Below are 11,834 nucleotides of genomic sequence, written 5' to 3'. Positions count from 1 at the left end.
GGATGCGCGCCCGGTCGAAAAGCGCGTTTCCCCGGCCGTCGTTCTGCGCCTGACCCGCGGCGAGCCGGTGGTGGTGACCGACAGCCCCGATCGGATCGAGGCGGTCACCAAGCTGATGCCGTCGGGAAACACCTATCTCTACGCGTCGCGTATCTCCGACCCGCAGGCGCTGACGCAGAGCGCGCGCGCCAAGGCCGTGCTGCGCGATTATAACGCACTGCTCGACCGGACCCGATCGCTCCAGATCCGCTTCAACGCGGCGTTGCTGCTGATTTCGCTGCTGATTGCCGCGGCGGCGGTGTGGATCGCGCTGCGGGTTGCGGACCGGCTGGTGCGTCCGGTCGGCGAACTGGTCGATGCCGCGCGCAAGGTGACGGCAGGCGATCTGTCCGCACGCGTCGACACACCGCGCGAACGCGATGAAATCGGCACGCTGGCCAATGCGTTCAACCGGATGACCCGGCGTCTGGAGGAGCAGACGCTGCAGCTGGTCAGCGCCAACGACCAGCTCGACAAGCGGCGCGCTTTTACCGAAGCGGTGCTGTCGGGTGTGACCGCGGGCGTGATCTCGGTTGACCAGGATTGCGCGATCCGTCTGATCAACAGTTCGGCCGCCGAGCTGCTCAACAGCGGCGAGGATGCGGTCGGACAGAAGCTCGACACGGTGGCGCCCGAACTCGCCGCGCTGCTCGACGGGCAGGACCGCGAGGAAGTCGTGCAGCTGACCAGCGGCGGCGAACCGCGCACGCTGGCGGTCAAGATCGTCGCCAGCGACGGCGGATCGGTGCTGACGTTCGACGATATCACCCAGCAATTGCTCGACCAGCGCCGCGCCGCCTGGTCCGACGTCGCGCGCCGCATCGCGCACGAGATCAAGAATCCGCTGACGCCGATTCAGCTCGCCGCCGAGCGGCTGCAGCGGCGTTACGGCAAGGATATCGGCAACGACCGCTCGACCTTCGACCGGCTGACCGAGACGATCGTGCGCCAGGTTGGCGACCTGAGACGGATGGTCGACGAATTCTCGTCGTTCGCGCGGATGCCGAAACCGATGTTCCGGGCGGAAGCCATCGTTGACATCGCGCGCCAGGCACTGTTCCTGCACGAAGTCGCGCATCCGGGCATTCGTTTCACGCTGGAGGCGCCGGAGCCGTCGCCGACCCTGGTCTGCGACCGACGTCAGCTCGGCCAGGCGCTGACCAATATCGTCAAGAACGGCGTCGAAGCGATCGAACGCAAATGCGACTCCGGCCCGGTCGAAGGGGATATCACGATGCGCATCGGCGAGCCGGACGAGCATCGGCTGACGATCGAGATCGAGGACAATGGCGCCGGCCTGCCGGCCGAGCGCGGGCAGCTGTTCGAGCCCTATTTCACGATGCGCGCGCGGGGCACCGGCCTCGGTCTCGCGATCGTCAAGAAGATCGTCGAGGAGCATTTCGGCACGATCGAGCTGCGGGACAGAGAGGGAGGCGGCACGATCGTGGCTATGGCCTTCGATCCGCAGGTGCTTGCGCCGCTGGTCGATAACGAGACCGAAATCGAGGAAGAGCGCGCGCCAATCGCGCTGACACGGAGCTAGGAGGTGGCGCTGGACGTACTTATCGTCGACGACGAACAGGATATCCGCGACCTCGTCTCGGGCGTGCTGGAAGACGAAGGCTATACCGCCCGCAGCGCCGCCGACAGCGATGCCGCCCTGGACGCGATCCGCGATCGCCGTCCGTCGCTGGTGCTTCTGGACGTGTGGCTGCAGGGCTCGAAGCTCGACGGGCTGGAGCTGCTCGACGAGATCAAGCGGCGCGATCCATCGCTGCCGGTGCTGGTCATTTCCGGTCACGGCAACCTCGACACTGCGGTCGCGGCGGTGCGGCGCGGCGCGGCGGACTTCATCGAAAAGCCGTTCGAGGCGGAGCGGCTGCTGCTGCTCGTCAGTCGCGCGACCGAGACCGAGCGGCTGCGGCGCGAGAATGCGAACCTGAAGGCGCAGGTTGGCGGCGGCGACGAGCTGACCGGCAGTTCCTCGGCGATCAACCAGGTCCGCGCGACGCTGAAACGCGTCGCGGCGACCGGTAGCCGGGTGCTGATCACCGGCCCGGCGGGTGTCGGCAAGGAAGTGGCGGCGCGGCTGCTCCATATCTGGAGCCCGCGTGCCGGTGCCCCGTTCGTCGTCGTCAGCGCGGCGCGAATGACGCCCGAGCGCGTCGAGGAAGAGCTGTTCGGCGTGGAGGAGGGGGGCGAGCTCGCCCGGCCCGGCCTGCTCGAACAGGCACATGGCGGGACGCTGTTCCTCGACGAGATCGCCGACATGCCGATCACCACCCAGGCCAAGATCCTGCGCGTGCTGACCGACCAGAGCTTCGCGCGCGTGGGCGGTCAGCGCACGGTGAAGGTCGACGTCCGCGTCGTCTCGGCGACCGCGCGGCCGCTCCCCGACGAGATTTCGGCAGGGCGGTTCCGCGAGGACCTCTATTACCGGCTGAACGTGGTGCCCGTGCACCTGCCGCCGCTGACCGAACGGCGCGAGGATATCCCGGCGCTCGTCGATCATTTCGTCGCCCGCTATGCGGCGGAGCGGCGAGTGCCGACGCCTGAGGTGGCGGGCGATGCGATGGCCGCGCTCCAGGCCTATGACTGGCCCGGCAATGTCCGCCAGCTGCGCAACATCGTCGAACGGACGATCATCATGGCGCCGGGCGACCGGATCGGCCGCATCGATATCGACATGCTGCCGCCCGAGGTGCTGAGCGACCAGCCGCAGCTCGCGTCGAACGCCACCGCCACGGCGATGATGGGCGCGCCGCTGAGGGAAGCGCGCGAAACCTTCGAACGCGAATATCTCCGCGTGCAGATCCGGAGATTTTCCGGGAACATTTCGCGCACCGCGAGCTTCATCGGCATGGAGCGATCGGCGCTGCACCGGAAGCTGAAGCTGCTGGGCCTCGCTGACAACCGCGACGACGAATAAGGGCGACTCGACCGTCCCACGCTTTCAGGTTATGCAAAGGACGCTTCCACAGGGGGAGCCGAGAAGCCGCCAAAAGAGCGGAGGCAAGTGATGGCCGACAAGGTCAATAATCTGCAGGACATTTTCCTGAATTCGCTGCGCAAGTCCAAGACACCGGTGACGATGTTCCTGGTGAAAGGGGTCAAGTTGCAGGGAATCATCACCTGGTTCGACAATTTCTCGGTACTGCTGCGCCGCGACGGCAACGCCCAGCTGGTCTACAAGCATGCGATCTCGACGGTGATGCCCGCGGCGCCGGTCGACCTGGCGCCGATCGAAAAGGCGTTCGCCGACAGCCAGAAGAAGCCGGTGCTGCTGCAGGAAGTCTTCCTGAGCGCGGTGCGGCGGAGCGAAGAGCCGGTGACGATGTTCCTGGTCAACGGCGTCATGCTGCAAGGCGAAGTGGCGGCGTTCGACCTGTTCTGCCTGCTGCTGCGCCGCGAGAACCAGACGCAATTGGTCTACAAGCACGCGATCTCGACCGTGCAGCCGGCGCACCCGCTGAACCTGGCGGAAGAACAGGCGCAGGGAGAATAGGCGTTCAGCAGCGCCGGTAAGCGACGTCGTTCAGCCCATCCGGACGGCATCGGCCCGCAAGCAGCCGCTCGATCCGGCGGACACGCTCGGCATTTGCAGCAGGATGGCGCAGCGGATCGAGCCGATTGGGCGCCATCAGCATCGCGACAAGGCTGAGGAACTGGCGATCGCTCAGGGCAGCGAACGACCGGACGAAATATGTGCGGGCGGCCGCCACGAAGCCGATCACCGGCCGGCCGTCCCATGTGCCGAAATTCGCATGGTTCAACAGCGCATGCACCTGCTCCGGCTTGGCCATTGCCGGATCGAGCACGAACCGGGCGATGAGGCTCTGCTCAATCTTCGCGAAACCTGGGCGGAAGTGATGGAAATAGAAGATTTTGACGAGCGCCTGGGTGAGCGTGGTCATACCCTGCCCAGGCGTCGTGAAATCGATTCCGTGATGTCGAGCGAAGCCGGGATCCTCGACAGCGAGCAGTGCGTGCAGCCGGGCAGGCGAGAGGTCGTCGAGGCGCAGCTCGCCCTGTCCCGCTCGCACCAGCACTGCCGGCGTGTGGGCACGCGCACGAGCGAGAGCATAGGCTTCGTAGGTTGCAAACAGGACGGTCAGCGCCAGCAGCAGTGCTGCGCCCGACTTCAGCAAATTTCTCACGCCATTTCCCCCACGCGAACAGATTAGCGCGGCTGAGCGCGTTGCACGAGGGTCGGGATCGCCTATCTGCATCTCAATGACAGGTTTCGAACGCGACTATGACGAATTCGCGCGTGGTGCGCGGGCGGTGATTGCCTATCCGGAGCTGCGCCAGGGGGACGGGCGGGATATAGCTGCGCGACTGGATGAAGCGGCGGGGCTGGCCGAGGCGATCGGGATCGACGTCACGGAGCGGCTGGCGTTCCGCGTCCGGGCACCCAAGCCCGCCACCTTGTTCGGCAGCGGCCAAGTCGAGGAGATCGCAACGGCGGTGCGCGCGCAGGATGCGCAGCTCGTGATCGTCGACGGCGCGATCACGCCGGTCCAGCAACGCAATCTGGAGGAGGGGACGAAAGCCAAGGTGATCGACCGCACCGGGCTGATCCTCGAGATTTTCGGCGAGCGGGCGGCGACGGCGGAAGGTCGGCTGCAGGTGGAGCTCGCGCACCTCGATTATCAGGCGGGCCGGCTGGTCAGGAGCTGGACCCACCTCGAACGGCAGCGCGGCGGCTTCGGCTTCCTGGGCGGCCCTGGCGAGACGCAGATCGAGGCCGACCGCCGGCTGATCCGCGACCGCATGGCGAAGCTTCGCCGCGAGCTGGAGACGGTCAGCCGCACCCGCACGCTGCACCGCGACCGCCGCCGTCGCGCGCCTTGGCCGGTGATCGCGCTGGTCGGCTACACCAATGCCGGCAAGTCGACCTTGTTCAACCGGCTGACCGGCGCCGACGTGATGGCCGAGAACCTGCTGTTCGCGACCCTTGATCCGACGATGCGGCAGATCGCGCTGCCGGGGCTCGACAAGGCGATCCTGTCGGACACGGTCGGCTTCGTTTCCGACCTGCCGACGCAGCTCGTCGCCGCATTCCGCGCGACACTCGAGGAAGTGATCTCGGCCGACCTGATCGTCCATGTCCGCGACATCGCGCATCCGGATTCCGATGCGCAACGCGCGGACGTCGAGCGGGTGCTCGCCGAGATCGGGGCGGAAGCGCCGCGGATCGAAGCCTGGAACAAGCTGGACAGCCTCGATCCGGAGCGGCGTGCGCTGGTAGAGGCGGACGCCGCGAAGCGCGACGACGTAATGCTGATTTCCGCGCTCACGGGGGAGGGCGTCGATACGCTCACACGCCTGGTCGCGGACAGGCTGACCGGGGCCAACCGGCTGCGGCACATCGAGGTGCCGATCGCCGACGGCGCCGCGCTCGCCTGGCTGCACGAGCATGGCGAGGTGATTGGCGAAGAGACAATCGACGGCGATCGGATCGCCTACGACGTGCGACTCTCCGACCGCGACTGGGACCGGTTCCGGGCGCGAGCCTAGCCGCCCGCCTTTGCCCTCTGCCAGAGCGCTTCCTTGTCATCGAGGTCTAGATCGGCAAAGCGCGCATCCATCGCCTCCATCGCGCGGAAGCGGCGCTCGAATTTGTCGTTCGCTTTGCGAAGTGCGGCTTCTGGATCGATCTTCAGATGGCGTGCGAAGTTGACAGCGGCGAAGAGGAGGTCGCCGACTTCTTCCTCCAGCTGGTCCTCGGGCGCGTCGGCGATCTCGTCCAGTTCCTCGAGAATCTTGGCGCGCGGACCGCAGGGATCGGGCCAGTCGAAGCCGGTGCGCGCGGCGCGCTTCTGCAGCTTTTCGGCGCGGAGCAGTGCCGGCAGCGCGCGGGCGACATGGGCAAGCGCGCTCGGGTCGTCCTTGTCGGCGCGTTCGGCGGCCTTGACGGCTTCCCAGCCGGGCGAATGGTCTTCGTTTCCGAAGACGTGCGGATGGCGGCGCTCCATCTTGTCGGCGATCGCGGTCAGCACGTCGGCCAGGTCGAACGCGCCCAGTTCCTGGGCCATGCGCGCGTGAAAGACGACCTGGAGCGCTAGATCGCCGAGTTCGTCTTTCAGCGCATCGAGATCGCCGCGCTCGATCGCATCGGCGACTTCATAGGCTTCCTCGATCGTGTACGGTGCGATCGTCGCAAAGGTCTGCGCCACATCCCATTCGCAGCCGCGGTCCGGATCGCGCAGCCGCGCCATGATTTTCGCGAGCCGGTCGAGCGCGAGGGGAGCCGCCCTTTCGTCCATGTCAAATCCCGATAATATACATTATGTAAAGCAAAACTCAGATATCCGGTTTGTGCGGAACAAGGATCAGCGTCCGCCCTTCCACGCGCCAGCTGTCCAATGAGGACAGGAAATTCATGCCGAGCACATTCATGTCCCCGAACGCAGGTGACACGACCGCAGCCATATCCTTGGCAACGATCGGACCCATCGTCAGGCGGTCGATCGTGGTGCGTTTGGCTTGAACGGTACCGTTGGCCGTGTTGATCATGATCGGGAAGCCGCCGCGCTCGACCTCAAGCTCGGCCGCTTCGGCGGCGTCGGCGGACAGCGCGGTGGTCGTCGCACCGCTGTCGATCAGGAAGCGCTGTTCATGGCCGTTGATCCGCGCGCGGACCCAGAAATGGCCATCGGGCGCCATCGGCACCCGCAGCGTGCCGCCGACCGTCTGGCCGCGCTCGCCGAGCAGGTCGCCAGCGACGCGCTGCACGACGGCATTCAGCTCGAACCGGTAGCTGTAGCCGACAAGCACGGCGGCGAAGATCAGCAGCCACCCGGCGACCATCCGCGCTGCTTGTCCGATCGCTAGCCGGCGCGTCAGCAGGCTGGAGCCGACGAGCGTCAGCATCATCACGGCGCCCAGCACCTGCACGGTCTGATCGCCGGTCACAGCGCGACCGCCTGATTGTCGTAAGCCGGTTCGATCCCGTTCGGCAGTTCGGCCCGCAAAACATTGTAGTCCATCGAATTATCCATGTGCGTCAGCAGTGTCCGCTTCGGCGCCAGCTCCGCCGCCCAGCCCAGGACTTCGCCCAGATGCGGGTGGGTCGGATGGGGACGCCGCCGCAGCGCGTCGACGATCCAGAGGTCGAGCCCTGAATATAGGGTGCGCATCACATCCGTCATCTGGTGGAAATCGGTTGCGTAAGCGACTGATTTTCCGTCGGCTTCGAACCGCAAGCCCGCCGAGGTGATGGTGCCGTGCGGCTGGTCCGCGACACCGACCGAAATGTCGCCGATGCGCAACGTATCGCGAAGCTCCGAAAGCGTGGCCGTCGCCGGGTAGCCGTCCGCGCCTTCGAAAACATAGCCGAAGCGCTCGCGCAGCACGGCGATCGTTTCCGGCCGCGCGTAACCGGCGATGGGTGCGCGCTGGAGATGAAAAAGCTGGCGGAGATCGTCGAGGCCATGGACGTGGTCGGCGTGATCGTGCGTCCAGATCACCGCGTCCACGTGCGAAACCTGTGCGTCGAGCAGCTGCGCCCGCAGGTCGGGCGAGGTGTCGACCAGGATCGTGGTTGATGTCGTGTTAACCAGGATCGAGACGCGGCGCCTGGCGTTGCGCGGCTCGGCGGGGTCGCAGCTGCCCCAGTCATTCCCGATCCGCGGGACGCCCGAGGACGTGCCGCAGCCGAGAACGGTGACTCTCATCGAGCGACCCCTCGACTGCGCTCGGAACAGGCCTTGGTGAACAGCGCGTGGAAGTTACGCGTGGTCATCTCGGCCAGCGTCTCGATGCTGGTACCGCGCAGGTCGGCGAGAAAGCGCGCCGTGTCGGCGACGAAGGCGGGCTCGCAGGGCTTCCCCCGATGCGGGACAGGCGCAAGGAAGGGCGAATCCGTCTCGATCAGCAGCCGGTCTTCAGGAAGACGCGCGGCGGTTTCCTGGAGATCCTTCGCGTTCTTGAAGGTCACGATGCCGGAAATCGAAATGTAGAGACCGAGGTCGAGCGCCGTATCGGCGAAGGCGCCGCTGGCGGTGAAGCAGTGAATCACGCCGGTATAAACGCCCTTCCCCATTTCAGCGGCGAGGATCGCGGCCGTGTCCTCCTCGGCATCGCGGGTGTGGACGATCAGCGGCAGGCCAGTCTCGCGCGCGGCGGCGATATGCGCACGGAAGCTCGCGCGTTGCCGGCCGCGGTCGCTATGGTCGTAATAATAATCGAGGCCGGTTTCGCCGATGCCGATGACCTTTGGATGCGCGGCTTTCGCCACCAGCTTGGCCGTGTCGACGTCCGGGTGCGCGTCGGCTTCGTGCGGATGGATGCCGATCGAGGCCCAGATGTCCGGATCGGTCGAGGCGGTCGCGATGATCGCGTCCCATTCGTGTTCGCGGGTCGAGATGTTGAGCATCGTGCCCACGCCCGCCGCGCGCGCCCGTTCGATCACGCCCGGTTGATCCTCGATCAGACCTTCGTAGTTCAGGTGGCAGTGGCTGTCGGTGAGCATGGAGACCCTTTATTGCATTCCCGCAAAAGCGGGAATCCAGTCCGTAAACGCAATGCTGCTGGAAACGTCTCTGGATCACCGCTTTCGCTGGGATACGATCAGGCGCCGGCCGGCAGTTCAAGGCGCGGGAAGATGGGGCTCGGCGGGCGGAATTCGGCCGTGTCGATCCAGCTGCGGTCTTTCAGATCGGCATAGCTGCGGGCACCGGCGCCCAGCATGTCGAGCAATTTGTCGGCCGAGGCGGGGATTACCGGCCGGATCGCGACGGCGAGGTCGCGGATCGCGAGCAGCAGCGTGCGAAGCACGGCCTCCATGCGCTCGGGGTCCGTCTTGCGCAGCGCCCACGGTGCCTGGGCGTCGACATATTGGTTGCAGGCAAACACCGCACGCATCCAGGCTTCGCAGCCCTCGGACAAGGCGAGTCGCTCGAATGCGGCAGGCAGTTCGTCGCGGGTTGTCGCCGCAATCGTGGCAAGCAGCTCGGCGTCGGCGGGTTCGGCGCGCCCTTCGCCCGGCATGCGGCCGAGATTCTTCGCGATGAAACTCAGCACGCGCTGGGCGAGATTGCCGAAGCTGTTGGACAGGTCGGCATTGGCGCGCGTGACGATCGCTTCGTCCGAATAGCTGCCGTCCTGACCGAACACGACTTCGCGCAGCAGGAAATAGCGGAGCGCGTCGACGCCGTAGCGGCTGGCGAGTTCCAGCGGATCGACGACGTTGCCCGTCGACTTCGACATTTTCTCGCCGCGATGAAGGACGAAGCCGTGTGCGAACACCGTCTTTGGCAGGTCAATGCCTGCCGACATCAGGAAGGCCGGCCAGTAAACGGCGTGGAAACGGGCGATGTCCTTGCCGATCACATGCAGATCGGCCGGCCAGCGATTGGTGTAGCCGGACTGCGGATAGCCGGCGCCGGTCAGATAATTGGTGAGGGCGTCGACCCACACATACATGACGTGGCCGTCCGAACCGGGGACTTCGACGCCCCAGTCGAAGCTGGTGCGCGAAACCGACAGGTCGGCAAGACCGCCCTCGACGAAGCGCACGACCTCGTTACGGCTGCGCTCCGGGCGGATGAAATCCGGGTTCGCCGCGTAATGGTCAAGCAGCGGCTGCTGATATCGGGAGAGGCGGAAGAACCAGGTCTCCTCGACCGTCCATTCGACCGGCGTGCCCTGGGGCGAGAGCCTTGCGCCCCCTTCCCCTTCGACCAGCTCCTTCTCGTCGTAAAAGGCTTCGTCGCGGACCGAATACCAGCCTTCGTAGCGGCCGAGATACAGGTCGCCATTCGCTTCCATCGCCTTCCAGATGGCTTGGCTCGCGGCGTGGTGCGCTGGTTCGGTGGTGCGGATGAAACGGTCGAAACTGATGTTAAGAGTCTCATCCATCTCCCGAAAATATCCGGACATTTCGTCCGCGAGCGCGCGTGTCTCGACGCGGCGGTCGCGCGCGGTCTGGGCCATTTTCAGGCCGTGCTCGTCGGTGCCGGTCAGGAAGAAAGTCTCGCGGCCCATCATCCGCTGGAACCGCGCGACTGCATCGGTCGCGATCGCTTCATAGGCGTGGCCGATGTGCGGACGGCCGTTCGGATAGGCGATGGCAGTGGTGATGTAGAAGGGGTCGGCCATGCCCCGCCTTTAGCGGGTCAGTCCTGCGCGGCAAGCGCCGCCACGTAGCTGCCGAGCTGGAACGCAGTCGCTTGCGGGTCGAGCGAGAGGCCGATCGCGCTGGCGGCGAGGTCGCGCGCCTTTGCCCAGAGATCGAGCGCCTGGTCGAGCGCAGGACCGCGGCGGCTGCGGGCTTCGCGCGCGATGAAAGCGGGCGCGCGTTCAAGGAACGCTTCGTAGCGCGGATGCGCCGCCTTCAGCGCAAGCGACTTTGCGATCGCGGCCCGAGTTGTGTTCGAGGGATCGCCGGTACGCGCCATCGTCTCCAGCGCCGCATCGAGCGTGCCGATGTCGAGGCCCGCGAAACGCAGCGCCTGGCCCGGTGCGCCCTCCCCCGCTTGTACCAGCGCCTCGACCTCGTCCGCTGCCGCCTCCGGCAGCGCGCGCCGTAGCGCGACGCGCATCTGCTCGTCGGAAAGCGGGCCGAAGCGGAGCGTGCGGCAGCGCGAGCGGATCGTCGGCAGCAGCCGGCCCGGCATATGGCTGACGAGGAAGAAAACGGTGCCGGCAGGCGGCTCCTCGAGGCTCTTCAGCAGCGCATTGGCGGCGCTCCGCTCCATATCGTCGGCGGAGTCGATGACGATCGCGCGGCGGGTCGAAAGCGCCGGCGACACCGATAGCACCCGCTCAAGCATGCGGATCTGCTTGACGCGGATGTTGCGCGCGAGCGGTTCGTCGCCCTTGCGGTCAATTTCGGGGATGATCTCGTCCTGCTTCCATGGCTCGCGTTCGACCAGGCGGAAGTCGGGATGGCTCTTCGCCGCGAACAGCTTTGCGATACGGTGTTCGGGATCGACGTTCAGCCCATTGCCGCCAAGGTCCGGGTCCGTCGCTTCGGCGAGCAACCGCAGCGCCGCGGCTCGTGCGAAGCTCGCCTTGCCGAGCCCGCGCGGGCCGGTCAGCAGCCAGGCATGATGCAGCCGCGGCGAACGCATTGCGGACAGGAACGCAGCCGCTTCCGCATCATGGCCCAAAAGTGACGTCATGACAGCAGATCTGAAAGGGCGGCGAGCAAGCGCTCCGTCACCTGTTCCTCGCTGCCATTGGCGTCGATCAGGCGAACGCGATCCGGATCGCCGTGCGCGATTGCGCGGAATGCCTCGGCGACTCGGGCATGGAAACGCGCATCGCGGCCGCCGATCCGGTCCGGGCGGCCGGCATCCCGCACATCGGCCCGTGCTGCTGCTGCGGCGTCGCCAAGCGCCAGCACCAGCGTGCGATCGGGCAAGCGTCCGCCGCTGCCGATCCGGTGCAGATTCTGGATCGCGGCGTCGCCGACTTCACCGGCAATGCCCTGATAAGCGCGCGAGCTGTCGACGAAGCGGTCGCAGATCACCCACTGCCCACGCGCCAGCGCGGGATCGATCGTTTTCGCCACATGATCGGCGCGGGCAGCGGCGAACAGCAGCGCCTCGGCACCGGGCGACCAGCGGTTCGCGTCGCCCTCCAGCAGCAGCGAACGGATCGCTTCCGCACCCGGGCTGCCGCCGGGCTCGCGCGTCAGCAGCACGTCGAGGCCGCGGGCGCGCAGCGCCTCGGCCAGGCGGCGCGCCTGGGTCGACTTGCCGACGCCTTCACCGCCCTCCAGGCTGATGAAGTAAGGGTGTGTCCTGACGGTCAAGCGAAGAAGGACAGGATCGCGGCCCAGACGC

At 66.4% G+C, this 11,834-nt stretch carries 11 protein-coding genes and 1 pseudogene; 4 read left to right on the top strand and 8 right to left on the bottom strand.

The window, feature by feature from the left end; genetic code table 11:
- The 3 genes and pseudogenes from VFT73_RS00675 to hfq all read left to right on the top strand — a co-directional run.
- Positions 1 to 1,582: sensor histidine kinase NtrY-like (locus VFT73_RS00675; RefSeq protein ID WP_326408176.1), on the top strand; the 1,582-nt coding region annotated here is incomplete at its 5' end.
- A gap of 3 nt (positions 1,583 to 1,585) precedes the next feature.
- Entirely contained in the window at positions 1,586 to 2,968 is a 1,383-nt protein-coding gene (locus VFT73_RS00670) for a sigma-54 dependent transcriptional regulator (protein WP_326408175.1), read from the top strand.
- Between the two features lie 18 nt (positions 2,969 to 2,986).
- Positions 2,987 to 3,544: pseudogene (hfq, locus tag VFT73_RS00665) on the top strand (RNA chaperone Hfq); the annotation flags it as partial.
- Between the two features lie 4 nt (positions 3,545 to 3,548).
- Here hfq and VFT73_RS00660 read toward each other — a convergent pair.
- Entirely contained in the window at positions 3,549 to 4,196 is a 648-nt protein-coding gene (locus VFT73_RS00660) for a biosynthetic peptidoglycan transglycosylase (protein ID WP_326408173.1), read from the bottom strand.
- Between the two features lie 76 nt (positions 4,197 to 4,272).
- On the opposite strand from VFT73_RS00660, the gene hflX reads away from it, so the two are divergent.
- Positions 4,273 to 5,559: a GTPase HflX gene (gene hflX, locus VFT73_RS00655; protein WP_326408171.1), complete on the top strand. Its 1,287-nt coding sequence runs from the start codon at positions 4,273 to 4,275 to the stop codon at positions 5,557 to 5,559.
- Here hflX and mazG read toward each other — a convergent pair.
- From mazG to tmk, 7 genes are all read right to left on the bottom strand, one after another.
- Positions 5,556 to 6,308 carry a nucleoside triphosphate pyrophosphohydrolase gene (gene mazG, locus VFT73_RS00650; protein ID WP_326408170.1) on the bottom strand — a complete coding sequence of 251 codons (753 nt, stop codon included), beginning with the start codon at positions 6,306 to 6,308 and terminating at the stop codon, positions 5,556 to 5,558. The two genes, hflX and mazG, sit on opposite strands and share 4 nt — an antisense overlap.
- A gap of 37 nt (positions 6,309 to 6,345) precedes the next feature.
- Complete coding sequence (locus VFT73_RS00645) at positions 6,346 to 6,957, bottom strand: retropepsin-like aspartic protease family protein (RefSeq protein WP_326408169.1); 612 nt, start codon at positions 6,955 to 6,957, stop codon at positions 6,346 to 6,348.
- Positions 6,954 to 7,718 (bottom strand): MBL fold metallo-hydrolase, encoded by a 765-nt coding sequence (locus VFT73_RS00640; protein ID WP_326408168.1) that lies wholly within the window; start codon positions 7,716 to 7,718, stop codon positions 6,954 to 6,956. Before VFT73_RS00640 ends, VFT73_RS00645 begins: the two co-directional genes overlap by 4 nt.
- Positions 7,715 to 8,515 (bottom strand): TatD family hydrolase, encoded by an 801-nt coding sequence (locus tag VFT73_RS00635; protein WP_326408165.1) that lies wholly within the window; start codon positions 8,513 to 8,515, stop codon positions 7,715 to 7,717. Before VFT73_RS00635 ends, VFT73_RS00640 begins: the two co-directional genes overlap by 4 nt.
- Before the next feature lie 98 nt (positions 8,516 to 8,613).
- Positions 8,614 to 10,143, bottom strand: coding sequence for a methionine--tRNA ligase (gene metG / locus VFT73_RS00630; protein WP_326408164.1), 1,530 nt, complete (start codon positions 10,141 to 10,143; stop codon positions 8,614 to 8,616).
- Between the two features lie 17 nt (positions 10,144 to 10,160).
- A complete protein-coding gene (locus VFT73_RS00625) occupies positions 10,161 to 11,168 on the bottom strand; it encodes a DNA polymerase III subunit delta' (RefSeq protein WP_326408163.1) in 1,008 nt (335 codons plus the stop codon).
- Positions 11,165 to 11,830 carry a dTMP kinase gene (gene tmk / locus VFT73_RS00620; protein ID WP_326408177.1) on the bottom strand — a complete coding sequence of 222 codons (666 nt, stop codon included), beginning with the start codon at positions 11,828 to 11,830 and terminating at the stop codon, positions 11,165 to 11,167. The genes VFT73_RS00625 and tmk overlap by 4 nt, the downstream gene beginning before the upstream one ends.
- Positions 11,831 to 11,834 lie beyond the last annotated feature (4 nt).

This window comes from Sphingomonas sp., assembly GCF_035758555.1.
Lineage (GTDB): Bacteria > Pseudomonadota > Alphaproteobacteria > Sphingomonadales > Sphingomonadaceae > Sphingomonas_B.
This window is presented reverse-complemented; position numbering and strand designations above follow the sequence as displayed.

Excerpts from the sequence above, each read along its gene's own strand:
- hflX (WP_326408171.1), top strand. The coding sequence starts at position 4,273 with ATGACAGGTTTCGAACGCGACTATGACGAATTCGCGCGTGGTGCGCGG.
- VFT73_RS00635 (WP_326408165.1), bottom strand. The coding sequence starts at position 8,515 with ATGCTCACCGACAGCCACTGCCACCTGAACTACGAAGGTCTGATCGAG.
- VFT73_RS00640 (WP_326408168.1), bottom strand. The coding sequence starts at position 7,718 with ATGAGAGTCACCGTTCTCGGCTGCGGCACGTCCTCGGGCGTCCCGCGG.
- metG (WP_326408164.1), bottom strand. The coding sequence starts at position 10,143 with ATGGCCGACCCCTTCTACATCACCACTGCCATCGCCTATCCGAACGGC.
- VFT73_RS00625 (WP_326408163.1), bottom strand. The coding sequence starts at position 11,168 with ATGACGTCACTTTTGGGCCATGATGCGGAAGCGGCTGCGTTCCTGTCC.
- mazG (WP_326408170.1), bottom strand. The coding sequence starts at position 6,308 with ATGGACGAAAGGGCGGCTCCCCTCGCGCTCGACCGGCTCGCGAAAATC.